Source organism: Aquincola tertiaricarbonis, from assembly GCF_023573145.1.
In the GTDB taxonomy this organism is placed as follows: Bacteria; Pseudomonadota; Gammaproteobacteria; order Burkholderiales; family Burkholderiaceae_C; genus Aquincola; species Aquincola tertiaricarbonis_B.
Genome location: NZ_CP097635.1, coordinates 1,565,109 through 1,585,158, shown reverse-complemented (window position 1 = coordinate 1,585,158; position 20,050 = coordinate 1,565,109). Strand labels below are relative to the sequence as shown.

Below are 20,050 nucleotides of genomic sequence, written 5' to 3'. Positions count from 1 at the left end.
CGTCAGTCCCGCCGGGCCGCCCCAAGGGACTGAGCGGCCCCCCCGGGGGGTAGCGAGCGCAGCGAGCTTGGGGGCGTCATATACAGGTCACGAAGCTCGCGCTTAAGAACCTTGCCGATCGCACTGCGCGGCAATTCAGCCACCAGGCGCAGGTCGGCCAGCCGCTGCGTCTTGCCCAGGCGCTCGTTGGTCCACGCACGCAGCGCATCGGCGGTCACCGCCTGCCCGGCGCGCAGCACCACGTAGGCCACCGGCGTTTCGCCCCACTGCGCCGAAGGCACGCCGATCACCGAGGCCTCGGCCACCGCCGGGTGCTCGCGCAGCACCGCTTCCAGGTCGCTGGGGTAGAGGTTGAAGCCGCCGCTGATGATCATGTCCTTCTTGCGGTCCACCAGCGTCAGAAAGCCCTCGGCATCGAAGCGGCCCACGTCGCCGGTGCGGATGAAGCGCTTGCCGGTCTCGTCGAACCACTCCACCGCGCGCGTCTGCTCCGGGCGGTTGTGGTAGCCGGTCATCATGCCGGGCGAGTGGCCCACCACCTCGCCGGCTTCGCCCACCGGCAGCGTGCGGCCTTCGTCGTCGATCACGCGGATGTCGTGGCCTTCGGAGGGCCGGCCCACGGTGTGCAGCTTGTCCGGGAAGGCATGTGCTTCCAGGATGCAGGTGCCACCGCCTTCGGTCATGCCGTAGAACTCCACCAGGCCGCCGGGCCAGCGCTTGAGCACATCGGCCTTCAGCGCCGCATGGAAGGGCGCGCTGGTGCTGAATTTCACCTGCGTGGCCGACAGGTCGTGCGCATCGAAGTCGGGCCGCGCCATCAGCCGCTGGTACTGCACCGGTACCAGCATCGTGTGCGTCATGCGCTCGGCTTCGGCCAGCTTCAGGTAGCCGGCGGCGTCGAACTTGGGCATCAGCAGCACGGTGCCGCCCGCGGCCAGCGACGGGAAGAACACCACCAGCGTGGTGTTGGAGTACAGCGGCGTGGACAGCAGCGACACCGCCTGCGGCCCGTAGCCGTAGCGCATGCCGCGCCGCACATGCGACCAGCGCATGCCATGGCCCTGCACGATGCCCTTGGGCTCGCCGGTGGTGCCCGACGAATAGATGATGTTGAAGGGCCAGCCCGGCTGCGGCGCCACCGGCTGCGGCTTCGCGCCTTCGGGGGCCAGCCAGTCTTCGAGCGGTTGGCCGGCCTCAGTCCCGCCGGGCCGCCCCAAGGGACTGAGCGCCCCCTTGGGGGGCGCGAGCGCAGCGAGCTTGGGGGCGGACAGTTCTGAACTGTCCAGCGCGATGCGCGGCGCGCTGCCTTCGGCGGCCGGCCCGGTGGTGCCGGCCACGCTGCCATCGACGAACAGCAGGCGCGCGCCTGCGTCGCGCAGCATGTTGGCAAAGGCGGCCGGCAGCACGCCCGGGGCCAGCGGTGCCACCACCACGCCGGCGCGCAACGCGCCGAGGAACACGGCCGCATAGGTGGCCGACGACGCGGCGCAGATGCCGATGGCATCACCCGGTTGCAGGCCGTCGCGCTGCAAGCTGGCGGCCACGCGGTCCATCAGCGCGTCCAGCTCGCCGTAGCTCAGCGTGCGCTGCGGGTCCACCAGCGCGCGCCGCTCGGGCGCGGCGTGCGCATGGGCGCGGATCTGGTCGGTGATGACGCCGAAGTCGACGTCCAGGTCGGGGGTCATGGGCACGTCCTTCTCAGTAGCCGGCGCTGCGGTCCACCAACCATTGCGGCGGCTGGCCGTTGCGCAGGCGGCGCAGCGTGTCCACGCACTGCGTGGCCACGGTGCTGAAAGAGGCCTGCGCCGCGATGTGCGGCGTGGCCAGCACCTGCGGATGCTGCCAGGTCCAGTCGTCGGGGCGCGGCGGTTCGCGGTCGAACACGTCCATCACCGCGCCCGCCAGGTGGCCTTCATCCAGCAGCGCCTTCAGGTCGGGCTCCACCACCTGCTCGCCGCGGCCCACGTTCACCACGATGGCGCCACGCGGCAGCTGCGACAGGCGCTCTCGGTTGAGCAGGCCGCGGGTGTCGGCGGTCAGGGGCAGGGCGCACACCAGGATGTCGGTCTGCGCCAGCAGCGCGGGCAGATGCGCATCGCCGGCAAAGGTCTGCACACCGGGCAGCTCGCGCGGGCGGCGCGACCAGCCGGCCACCGGGTAGGCCAGCGGCGCAAACGCGCGAGCGATGGCTTGGCCCACCGCGCCCAGGCCCAGCAGGCCCACGCGGCATTGCGACACCGGCCGCACCGGGTGGCGGTCCCACACGCCGCGCGCCTGCTGGTCGGCATAGCGCCGCAGGTCACGCGTGAAGGTGAGGGTGCCGGCCAGCACGTACTGCGCGATCTGCACGCCCTGCATCGGGTCGACCACGCGGGTGACGGGCAGCTCGGGCGGCAGGTCGGGCACGTGGATCAGCTTGTCCACGCCCGCGGCCAGCGAGCACAGCGCGCGCAGCTTGGGAAAGCGGGGCAGCACGCCGGCCTGCAGCCGCCAGGCCATCACGATCTCCACCGCTTCAGGCGGGGCTTCTTCCACGCTCGTCCACACCGGCACATCGGGTGCGGCGGCGCGCAGCGCATCGGCAAACGGGGCCGCGGGCAGCGGCGAAGACAACAGCAGGATGCCCATCTCACTCCTTGCGGGTGGGCGCCAAAGGCCCATCCCCGAAATTCTAAAACCGTGGCGGACTAGGGCCGAACCCGATGTGACCTGCCACCTCTGCGACAGCAGCCTATCAGGGCTGTCCCCTAGAAACTTCCGGCACGGGTCGGTGTTTGCCCGAGTTATTGCACATCACGAAATGCATACCGTGCTTTCGGTTGACGCCTACAAAGGCGGCTTGCAACCATCGTGGCCCAGCTTCCACCGCCACAGGCAGTCCACGTGGATCTCTTCCTTCAGCAAGTGCTCAACGGTCTCACGCTCGGCGGCATCTACAGCCTCGTCGCGCTGGGCCTCACGCTGGTGTACGGCATCCTGCACGTGCCCAACTTCGCGCATGGCGCCTTCTACATGGCGGGGGCTTTCATCAGCTTCCACCTGATGTCGAAGTACGGCGCCAACTACTGGCTCGCGATGGCCGGCTCGGCCGTGGCGGTGGCCGCGCTGGCCACGCTGGCCGAGCGGCTGGTCTTCCATCCGCTGCGCCATGCCTCGGGCCTGCACCCGATGATCGCGGCCATCGGCATGCTGCTGTTCCTGGAGGCGGGTGCGCAGGCCATCTGGGGCGCCGACTTCCACCGCATGCAGACGCCGTACACCGGCATCATCGACTTCGCGGGGGTCACCGCACCCGTGCAGCGGCTGCTGATCATCGGCGCGGCCTTTGCGCTGATGGTGCTGCTGCACCTGTTCCTGCGGCGCACCGTCACCGGCTCCACCATCGTGGCCATGGCGCAGAACCGCGACGGTGCTTCGCTGGTGGGCATCGATGCCAACCGCGTGGCGATGATGACCTTCGCCATCAGCGGCGTGCTGGCCGCGGTGGCGGCCACGCTGTATGCGCCCATCAACCTGGTGTACCCGGCCATGGGGCATCTGGTGATCACCAAGGCCTTCGTCATCATCATCCTGGGTGGCATGGGCAGCGTGCCTGGCGCCATCGTCGGCGGCCTGATCATCGGCTTTGCCGAGAGCTTCGGGGCCTTCTACATCTCGACCGACTACAAGGACATCATCGCCTTCGCGCTGCTGGTGTTGATCCTCTCCTTCCGCCCTCAAGGCCTGTTCGCGAAAGGAGCCCACTGATGTCAGCCCCCACGCTCACTTCGTTCACTGCCCCCCAAGGGGGCGCAGGCCTCCTTTGGGGCGGCCCGGCAGGAGTCCTGTGATGTCCCGCGCAACCCTCGGCTGGCTGGCGCTCTTCGTCGCGGGCCTGGCCTTTCCGCTGATGGCGGGCAACGACTACCACCTGACGGTGATGTCCACGGCCTACATCTACGCCATCGCCACCATCGGCCTGAACCTGATCACCGGCTACACCGGGCAGTTCAACCTGGCGCATGCCGGCTTCATGGCCGTGGGGGCCTACACCGTGGGCATCCTCACCGTGGACCACCAGGTGCCCTTCTGGGTGGCCTTCGCGCTGTCGGGCTTCGTCACCGCCGCGCTGGGGGCGGCGGTGGGTGCGGTGTCGCTGCGGCTCAAGGGCCACTACTTCTCGATCTTCACGCTGTGCGTGGGCTACATCATGTTCCTGGTGATCGAGAAGTGGGAAAGCCTGACCCACGGCACCGTGGGCATCATCGGCATCCCCGGTCCTTCGCCCATCGGGCCGCTGGTCTTCGACACGCCGCGCGCGCTGTACTACCTGGTGTTCTTCTTCCTGGTGCTGGGCATCTTCGTGATGCGGCGCATCGTCAACTCGCTGATGGGCCGCAGCTTCATGGCCATCCGCAACAGCGATGCATTGGCCGAGGCGCTGGGCATCCGGTTGATGCGCACCAAGCTGCTGGCCTTCGTGCTGTCGGTGTTTTATGCCGGGCTGGCCGGCGGGCTGTATGCGGGCTTCGTGCGCTTCCTCGGCCCGGGCGTGGCGGCGGTGGAACACACCTTCGACATGACCATGTACATGCTGGTGGGCGGCCTGGGCACGCTGCTGGGGCCGCTGCTGGGCAGCATCTCGGTGCCGTGGATCACGCAGTACCTGCAGTTTCTGCAGGAGTACCGCTTCCTGGTGTTCGGACCCATCCTCGTGCTGCTCGTCATCTTCGTGCCGCACGGCATCGTGGGCAGCTGGCTGGGCTGGCGCGCGCGCCGCGCTTCGCAGGCGGCCGAGCCTGCTGCCGCTGCGCAGCGAACCACGGCGCCGCTGAAGGCGGTGCCCAGCGTGTCCACCGGAGGCCAACGCCATGCGTGATGAAGCCCGCAGCACCGCGGCCGGCAGCGCCTGCCTGGAAATCCGCAAGCTCACCAAGCGCTTCGGCGGCCTGGTGGCGGTCAACGACGTCAGCACCACCATCGAGCGCGGCAAGATCAACGCCATCATCGGCCCCAACGGCGCCGGCAAGACCACGTTCTTCAACCTGATCAGCGGCGTGCACCCGGCCACCAGTGGGCAGATCGTGTTCAACGGCACCGACGTCACCCGCCTGCGCACCGACCAGGTGGCGCAGCTGGGCGTCTCGCGCACCTTCCAGACCACGGCGCTGTTCGACATGGCCACGGTGCTGGACAACCTGATCGTGGGCCACCGGCTGCGCACCCGCGCCAACCTGTGGGACGTGATCGTCAACAGCGCGCGCCTGAAGGCCGAAGAAAAGCTGTGCCGCGAGAAGGCGCGCGAGGCGCTGGACTTCGTCGGCCTGTCGCACATCGCGCACCGCATGGCCGGCGACATCACGCAGGAAGAGCGCAAGCGCGTGGCCTTTGCGCTGGCGCTGGCCACCGACCCGCAGCTGGTGCTGCTGGACGAGCCGGCCGGTGGCGTGAACCCCGATGAGACGCTGGGCCTGGCCGAGCTGATCCGCAAGTTCGTGCGGCACGGCATCACCGTGTGCCTGATCGAGCACAAGATGAACATGATCATGAGCCTGGCCGACAAGATCATGGTGCTGAACTACGGCGAGAAGATCGCCGAGGGCACACCGGCCGAGATCCGCAACAACCCCGCGGTGATCGACGCCTACCTGGGCGCGGAGCATGCCGATGTCTGACCCCCAAGCGAAGGCCGGCACCGGCCTGGTGATCGAGAACCTGACGCTGGATTACGGCAGCTTCCGCGCGCTGGACGGCGTGAGCCTGCAGGCCAAGCCGGGTGAGCTGGTGGTGCTGCTGGGCGCCAATGGCGCGGGCAAGAGTTCCATCTTCCTGACCACCAGCGGCATCCACAAGGCCCGTGGCGGCAGCATCCGCTTCGGCAGCCAGGAGCTGGTGGGCCGCAAGCCCTCGCAGATCGTGGCGGGCGGGCTGGTGCTGTGCCCCGAAGGCCGCAAGCTGTTTCCGCAGATGAGCGTGCTGCAGAACCTGAACCTGGGCGCCTATGTGCACCGCGGCGACAAGGCCGGCAACCAGCGCATGCTGGACGAGGTGATGGCGCTGTTCCCCATCCTCAAGGAAAAGCAGCACCAGCCGGCGGGCTCGCTGAGCGGCGGGCAGCAGCAGATGGTGGCCATCGGCCGCGCGATGATGGGCCGGCCGCAGGCCCTGCTGCTGGACGAGCCTTCGCTGGGCCTGGCGCCGCTGGTGGTCAAGCAGGTGTTCGAGGTGATCCAGCGCATCAACCGCAGCGGCACCACCGTGATCCTGGCCGAGCAGAACGCCTACGCGGCGCTGAAGATCGCCGACCGCGCCTACGTGATCGAGAACGGCCGGATCGTGATGGAAGGCGACAGAGAAAGCCTCCTCAAGAACGACGAAATCCGCCGCGCCTACATCGGCGCTTGACCCCCACTGGAGACAAACATGAAGCTGACGATTCGTTCCCTTGCGCTGGCGGCTGCTGCGGCCGTGATGGCGGCGCCCACCTTCGCCCAGGACGTGGTGAAGATCGGCTACTCCGGGCCCTTGAGCGGAGGCGCGGCGCTGTACGGCAAAAACGTGCTGGACGGCATGCAGATGGCTGCGGCCGAGGTGAATGCGGCGGGCCTGGAAGTGGCCGGCAAGAAGGTCAAGCTGGAGATCGTGGCGCTGGACGACAAGTACAACCCCAGCGAGACGGCCATCAACGCCCAGCGCCTGGTGCAGGAGAGCAAGACGCCGGCCATCCTGGTGCCGCATTCGGGCGGCATCTTCGCGCTGCAGACGCAGAACGAGGCGCAGAAGTACATGGTGCTGGCCTACAGCAGCGTGCCGCAGATCACCGCGCGCGGCAACAAGCTCACCATCCGCATTCCGCCCGAGTACACCTCGTACGTGCAGCCCTTCGTCAAGCACACCATGGGCAAGTACGGCAAGAACCTGGCCATCGCCAATGCCGACCACGACTACGCCAAAGCCTGGACGGCGGCCTTCAAGCCGGCCTGGGAAGCAGCCGGCGGCAAGGTGGTGGCCGAGAACCCGATGAGCTACAACCGCGCGGCCGATTTCTACAGCGGCGTGAGCCGTGTGCTGGCGGCCAAGCCCGACGTGCTGTTCATCGGCGGCGCTTCCGAGCCCACGGGCCTGGTGGTCAAGCAGGCGCGTGAGCTGGGCTTCAAGGGCGGCTTCGCCATCATCGACCAGGCCAAGATGGACGAGATCTCGGCCGTGACCGGCGGCTACGCGATGCTGGAAGGCGCCATTGGCGTGCTACCGCTGGCCGAGGACTCCAGCGCGTCAGCCAAGGACTTCGTCGAGCGCTTCCGCAAGGGCCATTCGGGCCGTACGCCCAGCTCGGAGGTCTCGTACAACTACACCATGGTGCATGCCACCGCCATCGCGATGAAGCTGGCCGGCACCACCACCGACGCGGTGGCCATCCGCGCGCAGATGGACAAGGCCGTCAAGGCCTTGACCAACGCCAACAACCCCAGCTCGCTGGAAGGCATCGACGACAAGGGCGGCACCATCAACGACACGCGCGTGGGCGTGGTGGAGAACGGCAAGATCCGTGAGGTGAAGCTGAGCACCTTGAACGCGGCGAAGTAGCCCGCGCGGGCCTTCACCCCACCAGCGCGCCCACGGGCGGCAGGCCCGCGACGTGGCGCAGCAGGGCGGTGATGCTGGCAGAGCCGGTCTTTTGCCGGATGCTGCTGATGTGGGTGCGTGTGGTGCAGGGCGCCACGCCGTGCTGGCGGGCGATCTGATCCGGGCTGGCGCCGCCGGCCAGCGCCTGCAGCACCTGCGTCTCTGCCAGAGTCAGGCGGTGCTGTTGGGCATACAACCCCAGGGTCACTGCCGAGCAGATGCCGCCGCGGCTGGCCACCAGCAGCACGCCTGCGCTGCCTCCTTCCTGGCCGGGCAGTGGCAGCACCGCGACGGCGTCTTGCGGGCTGCCGGCCAGCGCATGCAGGCTGCGGCGGCCCAGCAGCAAGGCCTGGGAGGCACGCTGCATCAGCTCCGGCAGAAGCCGGACTGACAGGTCGCCCGCCGGCATCAGCAGCCGTTGGCGGCCGTGCCGGTTGGCATGCAGCAAGGCCAACCGCTCGTCCAGCACCACAAGACCGCAGTCCAGCTGGTCCAGCGCAGCCGCCAGCAGGTTCCAGGGCGAGGGAGCGAAGTCTTCGTTCACCTGTCGCATCGGCCAGCGGCAGGCCGTATCGGTGTGCGTGGAGACAAGCGGTGTGGCCATGACGGACTCTCCTGAAACTGGCCTGCATTGCAGCGCGCTGCGGCGTCGCTGACGATCAGCCGCATGGCCCAGGCCAAAAGGCCTAGGCCGGCAGGGGGATGAAGGCAGCTGCCGGCGCTACCATCATCCGGCCATGAACGTGATGCTCGTCGACGACCACGCGCTGTTCCGTGAGGGGCTGGCCCTGCTGCTGCGACCGATGGTGGATCCCCTGGTCGTGTGGGAAGCGGGCTCCTGCGAAGAAGCACTGACCTTGCTCGACACGCAGGCGCCGATGCAGCCCGACCTGGTGTTGATGGACCTGGGCTTGCCTGGCATGAATGGTCTGGAAGGCATTGCCTGCTTCCACGAGCGGCTGCCGCAGTGCCCGGTGGTGGCGCTGTCCTCCAACGACGACCGTGAGACCGTGCTGCGCGCCCTGGATGCCGGGGCGATGGGCTTCATCCCCAAGAGTTCAAGTTCGGCCGTGTTCGCTGCGGCGCTGCGGCTCATCATGGCCAAGGGCATCTACCTGCCCACCAGCGTGCTGGCCGCGCCGGTGTCGGCGGCTCGTCCACCGCCACGCCCGGTGCCGCCGGCGGCGGGTGCGCAGGTGGCCCCGGTGGGCGGCGCGGGCCCCATCCCCGCCGACCTGGGCATCACGCCGCGGCAGTCGGCGGTGCTGGCCCTCATCCTGCAGGGGATGCCGGCCAAGCTGATCGCACGAACGCTCAACCTGGCGCCGGGCACCGTGAAGGCGCACACATCGGCCGTGCTTCGGGCCTTGAACGTGACCACCCGCACGCAGGCGGTCATCGAAGCCGGTCGCCTGGGCCCCAGTTTCACCGCCGCGCTGGCGCAGGCATCAGGCGACGCGGGCGAGCGCGCCGATGGCGGCCTGGCGTAGCCGCTGGGCGCTGGCCGGCTTGGCCAGCTTCACCGCGTGGATGCCTGCAATCTGTGCATCCGTCTCTGGCGAGAGGTCGGCCGTCAGCACCACTGCGGGCAGCTGGTCGTCCAGGCGCTGGCGCAGTTCGGTCACGAGCGTGGTGCCCGTCCAGCCATCGCCCAGGCTCTGGTCGGTGATGACCAGGTCGGGGGTGCGCAGGTGGCGGTCCACCTCGGCCAGGGCGGCCTCTCCCGAACTGGCGTCGGCCACCAGGCAGCCCCATTGCAGGCACAGCGCCCGCAGGGCATCCCGGTTGTCGGCGTCGTCGTCCACCAGCAGCACGAAGCAACCTGCCAGCCGCCCATCGTCCAAGGGCTGCACGCCGGTCGTGTCGGTCATCAATGGCCAGCCGGCTACCCGTGGCAGCAGGAAGCCGAAGCTGGTGCCGTGACCGAGGCGCGAACGCACCTGCAGCGGGTGTCCCAGCATGGCCAGACTGCGCTTGACGATGGACAGCCCCAGGCCCAGTCCGCCGGGGTGGCCACTGCCGCCGTCGAGGCGGAAGAACTCCTCGAACACGTCGTCCAGGTGGGCTGCGGGAATTCCGGGGCCGGTGTCGATGACCTGCACCAGCACCTCGGCACCACGCAGTCGCGCAGCCATCAGCACCCCACCACTGGCGGTGTATCGCACGGCATTGGCCACCAGATTGCCCAGCACGCGTTCCAGCATGGCGGCATCGGTGCGCACCAGCACTCCGCGTGGGGCACGCAGCTGCAACCGCAGGCCTTTGGCCGCCGCCTGTGGCTCATAGCTGCACAGCACACGGGCCAGCATGTCGTCGAGCGGCTGCGGCCCGGGCTGTGCATGCACGGCACCCGCGTCCAGCCGCGAGATGTCCAGCAGGCCGGAGAACAGGTGCTCCATCGCGCCGATGGAGCGGCTCACCTTGTCAGCCAGCGACAGGTGTTCGGGTTGCTGCAGCCGCTCGCGCAGCACGCTCATCAGCAGGCTCACCGAATGCATGGGCTGTCGCAGGTCGTGGCTGGCCGCGGCCAGGAAGCGGGTCTTGGCCGCGCTGGCCCGTACCGCCTGCTCCTGGCTGACCGCCAGGGCTTGCAGCTGCGCCCGCAGCTGTTCGTTCAGGCGCGCCAGATCCTGCGACTGCTGCAGCAGCAGGTCGCGCGCGGCCGACAGCTCCGCGGTGCGTTCGGCCACCTTGGCTTCCAGCCCGCGGTAGGAGGCCTGCAGCTGGCGCGTCATCTCGTTGAAGTCTTGCGCCAGCGCCGTCAGCTCCGCACCGCCGCGGGCGTCGATGGCAGCACCCACGCCTGAAGACAGGTTGCCACCCGCGATGCGCGCCGTGGCCCGGCGCAGCGCGACGATGGGAGCCGCCATACGCCGCGAGAACCACACGCTGGCCATGGCCGCCAGCAGGCCTGCGAGCAGCACCAGTGCCAGCGTTTGTGCCACGCTGGTCACCACGGGCCGAAGCGCTTCCGATCGGGGTTGCTGGGCCAACACCAACCAGCGTGGGCCGGGGATTGGCGCGGCGGTGACGATCACCGGTACGCCGTCCACATCCACTGCATCCATGCCGTTGACCGGCCAGCGCTGGTCAGGGCTGGCTGACCGGGCCGCGGCCACCGGCCCGTAGTCGCCCAGCGAGAGCTGTCGCAGCGCATGCGTGGGCCGTGGGTGCGCAATCAGGTGGTCGGCCGCGTCCACCACGTACACCTGGCCGTGGTCCCCGATGCGCAGGCCCGACACCACGTCGGCAAGGAAGCGCAGGTTGAGGGTGGCAATCAGGCAGCTGCCCGGCCGGTGGGTGGGCACGCTCAGTTCCAGCAGCGGCACGCCCGCGTCATAGCGAGTGTTGCCATAGTGTGTGTCGGCCTGGCAGTCGGCCGGAGCGACGCTGGGTGCCTGGCGATCGGCCCGGGAGACGAAGACCGCGAAGTCAGGCTGCGGCGAAGCGTGCCGCACGTCCAGCACCGCAGGTGCCAGCACGAGCAGGCGCGCGAGCTCCTCGCGCAAGGCCTCGACACCGAAGCCGTTCCGCTCCCAAGGCATCTTGGCCGCATCGCGCAGCGTGTCCTCGGTGCGACGCAGTGCCTGCGCGATCTCCTGCGCTGCGGCCTCGGTGTGTACGCGTTGCAGCTCGGCGATCGCGGTGCGCGCCTGGCGGTAGGCCATCCAGGTGTGCAGGCCACCCGCCGCCAGGAGCAAGCCGATGCTCAGCCCACCCACCATCAGCGCATAGCGCGCAGCCAAAGAGCTTGGCACCATCAGTGCGGCACCGCCGGCAAGGCCGCATGGGCGGTGATGACCAGGTCGGCTTTGCGCACGACGGCCGGGGCCACGTCTACCGCGAATTCGTCACCCAGCCGCACGGACAGCACGAAGCGGCGTGGCCGTTCCACCGGCATGTGCTGTGGCAGCTCGCCAGCCAGCACGCGGCCCAGCATCTCGGCCAGCGTGGGCATCGCGAAGCTGGTGTCCTGGGCATAGGCCATCTGTCCACCGGCCTGCACCTCCTCGGTGGTGCCGAACATGGCGGGCCGGCGCAGCCGCTGCAGCTGCGTTCGGATGGTCCCTTCGGCCACGTAGGACACGAAGGTGGGTGGGATGTACCAGGCCTGCTGCCGCGCGGCCGTGGGGCTGTCCATCTGCGTGATGACGTCGGCTTCGTCCTGGGCCAGGAACAGGGTCAGCTGCACCCCGGTTTCCTGGCCATAGGCGGCCAAGCGGCGCTCGACGTCGAAAAGGGCCACCCATTCGCGGTCGGCCAGCACGCCGATGCGCTGCAAGCCGCCAAACGCTTGGCGCAGGACATCCAGCCGCTTCTCGTCCAGCCAATCCGCCAGCGAAATCCCGGTCATGCCATGGGGTGACGTCATCGAGTCCACGATGCCGTCGCGCATGGGATCGGTGTAGGTGGCGAAGACCGCGGGTATCGGCACGCCCAGGCGGCGGGCCGCCAGCGCCGTGATGCCTGTTGGTAGCACCATGACTGACGCACCAGCCTGCACCGCCTGCTGCACTGCCAGGCGCGCCGCCGTCACGTCGTCGATCCCGGCATTGAAGTGCAGGAACTGCATCTGCTGTGGCCATTGGGGATTGACTTGCGAAAGTGCGCGCATGAATTGCGCGAACGATTCATCCTGGACTGTGGGCCAACCACCGATGTAGGCCACTCGGGTGAGCACGGGTTCCTGCGCGGTGTGCCGCGGCACGCTTGCCAGCCCCAGAAGGAGGCCCACAAAGCCCATGGCATAGGACCAACGGGTAATGCCCTTCATGGTGCGAACTGGCTACTTTCCGCCTGCCGATGTCGGCAATTCATTTTAGGAGCGGCGCAATGACGAAGAGCTACTTTGCGTGGGTGGTGGTGGTCAACAAGAAGGATCCACCGGTGTTTCCGGAGAACGATGCCTGCGACGCCGGGGTGGTTCCCAGAAGGCCGTCTCGGCCGCCACGCATGGCGTCGGCCACCGCGCGTTGGGACCTCGACGCGACGTTGGACGGTTCAGGCAACCTCGACACCGAGATCTACCCTGCGGGTGGCACACGTGAATGCGCCATCAATTGGTGGGTGCGGCATGCCCCGGAGTTCAAGAAACAAGGCATCAAGAGCCGCATGCTCATCGCGTTCGTCGACGGCATCGTCACGCCGGCCGACCGGCAATTGCGGGCCGCTGAAGAGTGGCCTCGCTTTCCGCACCAGTTCCAGGACAGCGAATGGACCGGCGACTTCAAGACGAAGGATGAGCGCGGCGACACATCCCTGCTGCCGGCCAACTGGCAGGCGTTCGAAGGTCTTTTCTTGCCGGAGCCTTCCGTGAATGAGTGCAGCGTGCTGCAGGAGTACAAACGCAAACTGCGCACGGCGCATGAAGGTCAGATCACTTGGGAAGCGAAATCCTGGCGCAACGCGATCGACGAAGTGCTCAAGCTGGTGGGAGATCTCACCTATCCCACGCTGTGCACGCATACCCTGGAACTGCTGCGACGGCTGGATGGGTCCATCGATGCGCCACTGTTTACCTTGAAGAAGCGCTTCATGCGGGGGCGGCCTGCGACAGAGAACGGCTGCGTTGACGGGATGTTCCCCCCGCCGCACCCTTACCATCCTGGACACCCGGCCTACCCCAGCGGGCACGCCACCATGGCGCATGCCGCTGCGCTCGTGCTGCAGGAGGTGGACTCAACCCTCGACCCGCAAAAGCTCGATGAGGCGGCCAGCGACATAGCTCAACGGCGAGAAATCGCCGGCCTGCACTACCCCAGTGACAGCGAAGCTGGGCGCCGCCTGGCCCATTGGTTGGTCGACCAGTTGAAGCAGAGCTCGGAGTTCGTCCAACTGATGAAGCTTGCGCGCGACGAGCTGATTGCATATCACGCTGGGCGCCTGTAGCTGAGTGCGCCGCGGCGGCTGCGCGCTCAGCTTGCTGGCCTCAGCGCGGCCGTTGCGGCACCTTGCGCAGCTTGCTCACGTCGTAACCCTGCGCTTCGACGAAGCGGGTGAGCCGTTCCAGGTCGGCCGCGGGCATGGTGGGCGTGCGGGACATGATCCACACGTAGTCGCGCTTCTCGCGGCCCACCACCACTTCCTTGTAGTCCGGGTCGATGTGCATGATGCGGTAGTCGGCCTCGAACGGCCACAGGAACTGCATCGTCCAGATGGCGTTGCCGGTGTTCGGCAGCACGGTGCCCACCGGGTTCATCGTCTTCAGCGGCTCGTCATGGCCGCCGTGGCGGAAGGTGAATGTGGTGGCGATCTTGCCATCGGGCCGTCGCTCGTAGCGTTCCAGCGCATCGTAGGCGTCGCGCTCAGGCCAGGTCGGGATCACCGCGATCACGTACCAGTCGCCCATGTAGCGGTCGATGTCCAAGCGCTCGGCCACCGCCAGCGGCGGGCGCGTTGGGGTGCTCTGGCAGGCGGTGAGCAGCACGGCGGCGCCCAGCACCAGGCCGGCAGCGGCCAGGTGGCGCTTGCGCAGCGCGGGGCGGCGGGTCGGGGTGAGCAGGGTCTTGGGGATCTTCATCGTCGCGGCATCCATCGCAGGCGGCGTGGCGCCAGACCATACCGGCGCCTGATGGAATGCTCGCGTGACGGCGCCCCCGCCGCAACCGACACCGTCCGATAAGCCTGTAGGCCATGGGCGATTGCGCTTGTGCGCCCCCGCTCGCGGGTGAGCCCGCTGGGCTCGATACTCAGTCGCGATCCACCGCCACCACACCGCCCTCGTCGATCGAGCGCTGCAGCGCGCGGATGATGCGCACATCGGCCAGGCCCATGCGGCCATCGGTGGGCACCGGCTGGCCGCTGTGGATCGCTTCGCAGAAGGCGTCCATCTCGGCCGCGAAATGGTTCACCGGCCGGATCAGCAGCTCCTCGGTGCTGGCCGGGCCGGTGCTGGGGCTGCCGCGGCGCAGGCGCAATTGCTGGCCCTGGTAGGAGAAGGCGGCCTCCAGGTCGATGAAGCCCTGGGCGCAATGCACCCGCAGGTGGCGGCTTTCGGCGGCCCCGAAGCTGGTTTCGCAGTGCGCCACCACACCCGACGGGTAGCGCAGCAGAAAGGCCACGCTCTCGGGCACCTCGGCAAAGTCCGGGTTGTCCGCTGGCTGGTGGGCAAACGCCACCACTTCCGTCGGCTCTTCGCCCGTCACCATGCGGGCGGCGTTGATGCAGTAGATGCCGGTGTCGCTGATCGGGCCGCCGCCCTTGTCGGCCTGCAGCCGGATGTCGGGTGCGGTGGTCACCTGGCAGTTGCTGGCCATCAGTGTCTTCACGGCGCCCAGCGCCTGCTCGCGGCACAGCGCGGTCAGCCGCTGGCTGAAGGGCTCGAAGTGCAGGCGGTAGGCGATCATCAGCTGCCGGTCGGCCGCTCGCGCGGCGTCCATCATGCGGTGGCATTCCTCGGGCGTCACCGCCATCGGCTTTTCGCACAGCACATGCTTGCCGGCCGCAAAGGCCTTGAGGGTGTACTCGGCATGCAGGTGGTTGGGCAGCACGATGTACACCACGTCCACCTCCGGCATGTCGCGCAGGCGGTCGAAGTGATCGTAGTCCAGCACCCGGTCTTCCCCGATGCCATGCGCCCGCGCCACCGGCAGCGCCTTGTCGCGGCTGCCGCTCACCAGCGCCACCGGCCTGGCCCACCGGCACTGCGCAAAGGCCGGCATGATTTCCTCCAGCGTCAGCTGCCCCAGGCCGACGATGGCGAAGCCGAGGGGGTGCTGGGAGGGGTCTTGGGTCGGGGAGGTCGAAGCGGGCATGGGGGCTCCTGCAGAAGGCAGCCCGTCAGGGCAAGCAGCGGACCTGATAAAAGCACGCATGGCGGCGCCACTCCTGCCGTCCAACACATGGCCACCGACTACGCCAACCTGCTCAACCCTGAGCGCGCGCGCATCTTCCGGATCATCCACCGCAGCAACCTGCCGTGGGTGCTGGAGCATGGCCTGCACTGCGGCAACAGCGCGACACGTTCACCGCAGTGGGTCAGCATTGGCAACCAGGAGCTCATCGCCAAACGCGCCTCATGGCCCGTTCGCGCGGGGGCGGGCGGGGTGCTGAACGACTATGTCCCGTTCTACTTCACCCCTTTTTCGCCGATGATGTTGGCCATCAGGACCGGATGGAATGGCGTGCAGCAGCATCGTCCGCAGGACATCCTGATCCTCGTGTCCGATCTGCACCGGATTTCTGCGCTGGGCCTGACCTGGCTCTTCACCGATACCCATGCCAACAACGGCGTGGTCCGGTACTTCCAGCGCGTTGAGGACCTGGCGCAGCTGGACTGGCGCATCCTGCAGCAGCGAGACTTTCGCCGGGACCCCGACGACCCGGGCAAGTTCGGCCGCTATCAGGCAGAGGTGCTGGTCCACCGGCAGGTGCCGTTGCAGGGCTTGTCCGGCATCGTCTGTGCGGATGACGATGGCAAGATGTTGGTCGAGCAAGCCGTGGCGGCAGCCTGCAAACAGCTCCAGGTGGTCACACGTCCTGGCTGGTATCTCTGATGATTTCGTACACCCAAGGCAACCTTCTGGAAGCGCGCGTGGATGCGCTGGTCAATACCGTCAACACCGTGGGTGTGATGGGGAAGGGCATCGCCTTGATGTTCAAGGAGCGCTTCGAGCGCAACTTCAAGCTGTACGCGGCCGCCTGCAAGGCAGGCGAAGTCCAGGTGGGGCGGATGTTCGTGACCGAGACTGACGAACTGGAGGCGCCGCGGTGGATCATCAACTTTCCTACGAAGGACCATTGGCGGAACCCGTCGCGGCTGGAGTGGGTGGAAGCTGGGCTGGTGGACCTGAAGCGGGTGTTGAAGGAACTCAACATCCGGTCAGTGGCGATCCCGCCCTTGGGCGCGGGCAACGGCGGCCTCGACTGGGGCGTGGTGAAGGCCTGCATTCACAAGGCGCTTGCTGACCTCGATGGCGTGGAGGTCGTCGTCTATGAGCCGACTGGCCGTTATCAGAACGTGGCCAAGCGGTCGGGCGTGCAGGCATTGACCCCTGCGCGTGCGCTGGTGGCGGAAGCGATTCGCCGCTACTGGGTGCTTGGCATGGAATGCAGCCTGCTCGAGGTGCAAAAGCTCGCCTGGTTCATTGAGCGCAGCCTGAATCACCTGGGACTGCGCAACGACCTGAAGTTGAACTTCCGGGCGCACCGGTACGGGCCTTTTGCCACGCACCTCAACCACCTGCTCGACAGCCTCGACGGCAGCTACCTGAAGTCGGACAAGCGCATCGCGGACGCCGCGCCGTTGGACGTGATCGCGTTCAACGAAGATCGCCAGGAAGTGGTGCAGGCCTACCTGAAAAGCGAAGGCAAAGAGGTGGCGCCCGCACTCGAGCTCGTCAGCCGCGTGATCAGCGGCTTCGAGTCGCCGTTCGGCATGGAGCTGCTTGCCTCAGTGGATTGGCTGATCAGTCGCGAGGGCGTGGCCCCCGAAGTGCCTGCGCTGCTGCACGGCCTGGCGCATTGGCCGGCCGATCAGGCCGGCGGTGCCGGCCGCCGCAAGCAGCAGATCTTCGATGAGCGAGCCGTTCAGATCGCCCTGGATCAGTTGCGCCGCAGCCCGCTGTACGCAGCTGCTTAGCTTCCCCGCTCCCGCTCCTGCAACATCCGCCACTGCACCTTGCCCGTACCCGACTTGGGCAGGGATTCGACGAATTCGATGAGCTTGGGGGCCTTGTAGGCGGCCATGTGCTGGCGGCACCAGTCGGCCACTTCCTGCTCGGTCACCTGGCCGGCGGCGCCGGGTTTGAGCACCACCAGGGCCTTGACGGTTTCGCCGCGGCGTTCGTCCAAGGTGCCGATGACACAGGCTTCCTGGATGGCGGGGTGCTGGTACATCAGCGCCTCCACCTCGGCCGGCCACACCTTGAAGCCGGCGGCATTGATCATGCGCTTGAGGCGGTCGACCATGAACCAGTAGCCTTCGTCGTCCACCCGCGCCAGGTCGCCGGTGCGCAAAAAGCGCTTGCCGTCGATCTGCACGAAGGTGCTCTCGTTGGCCTGCGGCGCGCGCCAGTAGCCCTGCATCACCTGCGGGCCGTGGATCACGATCTCGCCCACCTCGCCCGGGGCCACCGGCGCCAGCGTGCCGGGGTCGATCAGCCGCGCATCAACGTCGAACACCGGGATGCCCAGGCATTGCGGCTTGGGCCGGTGCGGCGGGTTGATGTGGGTGGCGGCGATGGTCTCGGACATGCCGTAGCCCTCGACATAGTCCAGCCCGGTGAGGGCCTTGAGCTTGGCCACGATGGCCGCCGGCATCGCGGCGCCGCCGCCGCGCACCGCCTGCAGGCTGCTCAGGTCGAAGCGCTCGACATCCGGCTGCGACAGGAAGTCGATCATCATCGTGGAGATGACCTGCCACACCGAGACGCGGTAACGCTGGATGCAGCGGCCCACCGCTTCGCGGTCCCAGCGCGGCAGCACCACCACGGTGGCGCCGCTGAACATCGGGCCGTTGAGCCCGCCCGACATGCCGGTGACGTGGAAGAAGGGCAGCACGCCCAGGTACACGGTGTCTTGCGTGCGGCTGAACCATTGCACGCTGCCCACCAGCGTGGTCATCACCGTGGCATGGGTGTGCATGCAGCCCTTGGGGTGGCCGGTGGTGCCCGACGTGTACGGCATCACGCACAGGTCGTCCGGCCCGCCCTGCAGCGGCCCGGGCGCATGGCCGGCCTGCACCACCGCGTGCCAGGCATGCACGCCGGCACGCTCAGGCACCGCACGCGGCGCACTGACGAAGGCCGGCACCGCCAGGTCGGTGGGCTGCTTCAGGTGGTCGGCATAGGTGGACACCACGATGTGCTGCAGGCCGTCGGGCACGCCCAGGTGGGGCAGCAGTTCGTCCAGCAGGTCCTGCGCGACGAAAGCGACGCGGGCGCCGCTGTCGTGCACGTAGTGGCGCAGCTCTTCGCTGCGGTTCATCGGGTTGACCGGCACCACCACCGCGTCGGCCCGCAGGATGGCGTAGAAGGCCAGCGCCCATTGCGGGCTGTTCTGCATCTGCAGCAGCACACGGTCGCCACGCTGCACGCCGCATACCTGCTGCAGGTGGCCGGCCAGTGCCTCGGCCTCGGCCTTGAAGTCGGCAAAGCTCAGCGGCGTGTCGTAGAACAGCAGGAAGGGCTTGTCGGGGTAGCGGGTGGCCGACACCTCGACGTTGAACCACAGGTGGGTGCGCGGCAGCGTGAGGTGGTGTGCAAGGCCCGGCGGCCAGTGCGGGTGGGGGCGGGCGGGCACGACAGCGGCCATGCTCAACCCCGCCCCGCATCCAGCTGCTGCGCCATCGCCCAGGCTTGCTCGGCCAGCGGGCGGGCGCGGCGCCCGGCTTCCAGCGCGCGGGCGTTGGAGGCATTGCCCTGCAGCGCGCGCGCCATCACGCCCTGCAGGATGCCCACCAGCCGGAACATGTTGAACACCAGGTAGTAGCCCCAGTCGGCCGGGCTCACGGCCTGCGGCCGGCCGCTGCGCTGCAGGTAGCGCTGCAGGTACTCGGCTTCGGTGGGAATGCCCATCGCGGCCAAGTCGGCACCGGCCAGGCCGCGGGTGGCGCCTTGCGGCATGTGCCAGGTCATGCAGTGGTAGGCGAAGTCGGCCAGCGGGTCGCCCAGCGTGCTCAGCTCCCAGTCCAGCACCGCCAGGATGCGCGGCTCGGTGGGGTGGAAGATCACGTTGTCGATGCGGTAGTCGCCGTGCACGATGCGCGGCGTGGCCTGCTCGGGCGGCAGGTGGCGCGGCAGCCAGTCGATCAGCGCATCGGCAGCCTCGATCTTCTCGGTTTCGGACGCGCGGTACTGCTTGGTCCAGCGGTCGATCTGCCGCGCCATGTAGGCGCCGGGCTTGCCATGGTCGGCCAGGCCCACGGCGGTGGGGTCGACCTGGTGCAGCGCGGCCATCACGCGGTTGAGTTCGTCGTACAGCGCGCCGCGTTCGGCCGCGCTCAGGCCGGGCAGCTGCGGGTCCCAGAAGATGCGGCCCTCCACGCAGTCCATCACGTAGAACATGGAGCCGATGACCGAGTCGTCTTCGCACAGCAGGTGGGCCTTGGCCACCGGCACCTCGGTGCTGGCCAGCGCGCGGATCACGCGGTACTCGCGGTCCACCGCATGGGCCGATGGCAGCAGCACGCCGGGCGGCTTGCGGCGCAGCACGTAGTGGCGGCCACCGGACATGAGCTTGAAGGTGGGATTGCTCTGCCCGCCGTTGAACTGCTCCACCTGCGTGCCGCCGGCGTAGCCAGGCAGGTGCTCACACAGGTAGGCGTCCAGCCGGTCCACATCGAAGGCGTGGGCGGCGGCCACGGGCCGTGTGCCGTTGAAGGAGTGCTGGGGTTCGCTCATCGGGCCAGTGTGCCAGCGTCAGGGCGTTTTGGAATGGCTGGTATTTCCCAATGCGCTTGTCGCGCAGCGGACATTCAGAAACTGCGGTATGGTCCGCGGCAGGC

18 protein-coding genes are annotated in these 20,050 nt (G+C 68.2%); 9 read left to right on the top strand and 9 right to left on the bottom strand.

The annotated features are described in order from the left end of the window. Window positions 1-2 precede the first annotated feature (2 nt). Together MW290_RS07325 and MW290_RS07320 are read right to left on the bottom strand one after the other, a co-directional pair. Complete coding sequence (locus tag MW290_RS07325; RefSeq protein ID WP_250194024.1) at window positions 3-1,685, bottom strand: class I adenylate-forming enzyme family protein; 1,683 nt, start codon at window positions 1,683-1,685, stop codon at window positions 3-5. 13 nt (window positions 1,686-1,698) lie between these two features. Then, window positions 1,699-2,628 carry a 2-hydroxyacid dehydrogenase gene (locus MW290_RS07320; protein ID WP_250194023.1) on the bottom strand — a complete coding sequence of 310 codons (930 nt, stop codon included), beginning with the start codon at window positions 2,626-2,628 and terminating at the stop codon, window positions 1,699-1,701. A gap of 255 nt (window positions 2,629-2,883) precedes the next feature. On the opposite strand from MW290_RS07320, the gene MW290_RS07315 reads away from it, so the two are divergent. The 5 genes from MW290_RS07315 to MW290_RS07295 all read left to right on the top strand — a co-directional run bounded on the left by MW290_RS07315 (window position 2,884) and on the right by MW290_RS07295 (window position 7,566). After that, a complete protein-coding gene (locus MW290_RS07315; protein ID WP_250194022.1) occupies window positions 2,884-3,747 on the top strand; it encodes a branched-chain amino acid ABC transporter permease in 864 nt (287 codons plus the stop codon). 82 nt (window positions 3,748-3,829) lie between these two features. Beyond that, window positions 3,830-4,858: a branched-chain amino acid ABC transporter permease gene (locus MW290_RS07310; RefSeq protein WP_250194021.1), complete on the top strand. Its 1,029-nt coding sequence runs from the start codon at window positions 3,830-3,832 to the stop codon at window positions 4,856-4,858. Continuing rightward, a complete protein-coding gene (locus MW290_RS07305; RefSeq protein ID WP_250194020.1) occupies window positions 4,851-5,654 on the top strand; it encodes an ABC transporter ATP-binding protein in 804 nt (267 codons plus the stop codon). The genes MW290_RS07310 and MW290_RS07305 overlap by 8 nt, the downstream gene beginning before the upstream one ends. Next, a complete protein-coding gene (locus MW290_RS07300) occupies window positions 5,647-6,384 on the top strand; it encodes an ABC transporter ATP-binding protein (RefSeq protein ID WP_250194019.1) in 738 nt (245 codons plus the stop codon). The genes MW290_RS07305 and MW290_RS07300 overlap by 8 nt, the downstream gene beginning before the upstream one ends. Window positions 6,385-6,402: 18 nt before the next feature. After that, window positions 6,403-7,566, top strand: a complete 1,164-nt coding sequence (locus MW290_RS07295; protein WP_250194018.1) for an ABC transporter substrate-binding protein — start codon at window positions 6,403-6,405, stop codon at window positions 7,564-7,566. Window positions 7,567-7,579: 13 nt separating this feature from the next. Here the strand turns inward: MW290_RS07295 and MW290_RS07290 are convergent, their stop codons facing one another. Continuing rightward, window positions 7,580-8,209: a helix-turn-helix transcriptional regulator gene (locus MW290_RS07290; RefSeq protein ID WP_250194017.1), complete on the bottom strand. Its 630-nt coding sequence runs from the start codon at window positions 8,207-8,209 to the stop codon at window positions 7,580-7,582. 133 nt (window positions 8,210-8,342) lie between these two features. Between MW290_RS07290 and MW290_RS07285 the strand changes: the two genes are divergently transcribed. Next, window positions 8,343-9,095 carry a response regulator transcription factor gene (locus MW290_RS07285; protein WP_250194016.1) on the top strand — a complete coding sequence of 251 codons (753 nt, stop codon included), beginning with the start codon at window positions 8,343-8,345 and terminating at the stop codon, window positions 9,093-9,095. On the opposite strand, the gene MW290_RS07280 is transcribed toward MW290_RS07285, so the two are convergent. Next, a complete protein-coding gene (locus MW290_RS07280) occupies window positions 9,054-11,366 on the bottom strand; it encodes an ATP-binding protein (RefSeq protein ID WP_250194015.1) in 2,313 nt (770 codons plus the stop codon). The two genes, MW290_RS07285 and MW290_RS07280, sit on opposite strands and share 42 nt — an antisense overlap. Continuing rightward, window positions 11,366-12,178 carry an ABC transporter substrate binding protein gene (locus MW290_RS07275; protein ID WP_250194014.1) on the bottom strand — a complete coding sequence of 271 codons (813 nt, stop codon included), beginning with the start codon at window positions 12,176-12,178 and terminating at the stop codon, window positions 11,366-11,368. Before MW290_RS07275 ends, MW290_RS07280 begins: the two co-directional genes overlap by 1 nt. A gap of 260 nt (window positions 12,179-12,438) precedes the next feature. Between MW290_RS07275 and MW290_RS07270 the strand changes: the two genes are divergently transcribed. Next, window positions 12,439-13,494 (top strand): phosphatase PAP2 family protein, encoded by a 1,056-nt coding sequence (locus tag MW290_RS07270; RefSeq protein WP_250194013.1) that lies wholly within the window; start codon window positions 12,439-12,441, stop codon window positions 13,492-13,494. Between the two features lie 40 nt (window positions 13,495-13,534). On the opposite strand, the gene MW290_RS07265 is transcribed toward MW290_RS07270, so the two are convergent. Beyond that, the gene (locus MW290_RS07265) at window positions 13,535-14,125 is read right to left on the bottom strand and encodes a lipocalin family protein (protein ID WP_250194012.1); all 591 of its coding nucleotides are present in this window, start codon (window positions 14,123-14,125) and stop codon (window positions 13,535-13,537) included. Between the two features lie 169 nt (window positions 14,126-14,294). Further along, a complete protein-coding gene (locus MW290_RS07260; RefSeq protein ID WP_250194011.1) occupies window positions 14,295-15,359 on the bottom strand; it encodes a Gfo/Idh/MocA family protein in 1,065 nt (354 codons plus the stop codon). An 87-nt stretch (window positions 15,360-15,446) separates the two neighbouring features. Here MW290_RS07260 and darT point away from each other — a divergent pair, with 87 nt between their 5' ends. Together darT and darG are read left to right on the top strand one after the other, a co-directional pair. Further along, window positions 15,447-16,100 (top strand): type II toxin-antitoxin system toxin DNA ADP-ribosyl transferase DarT, encoded by a 654-nt coding sequence (gene darT, locus MW290_RS07255; protein WP_250194010.1) that lies wholly within the window; start codon window positions 15,447-15,449, stop codon window positions 16,098-16,100. Then, window positions 16,100-17,185 carry a type II toxin-antitoxin system antitoxin DNA ADP-ribosyl glycohydrolase DarG gene (darG, locus tag MW290_RS07250; protein ID WP_250194009.1) on the top strand — a complete coding sequence of 362 codons (1,086 nt, stop codon included), beginning with the start codon at window positions 16,100-16,102 and terminating at the stop codon, window positions 17,183-17,185. The genes darT and darG overlap by 1 nt, the downstream gene beginning before the upstream one ends. Here darG and MW290_RS07245 read toward each other — a convergent pair. Then, window positions 17,182-18,858, bottom strand: coding sequence for a long-chain fatty acid--CoA ligase (locus MW290_RS07245; protein WP_250194008.1), 1,677 nt, complete (start codon window positions 18,856-18,858; stop codon window positions 17,182-17,184). The two genes, darG and MW290_RS07245, sit on opposite strands and share 4 nt — an antisense overlap. 2 nt (window positions 18,859-18,860) lie before the next feature. After that, a complete protein-coding gene (locus MW290_RS07240; RefSeq protein ID WP_250194007.1) occupies window positions 18,861-19,946 on the bottom strand; it encodes a phosphotransferase in 1,086 nt (361 codons plus the stop codon). Between the last annotated feature and the right edge of the window lie 104 nt (window positions 19,947-20,050).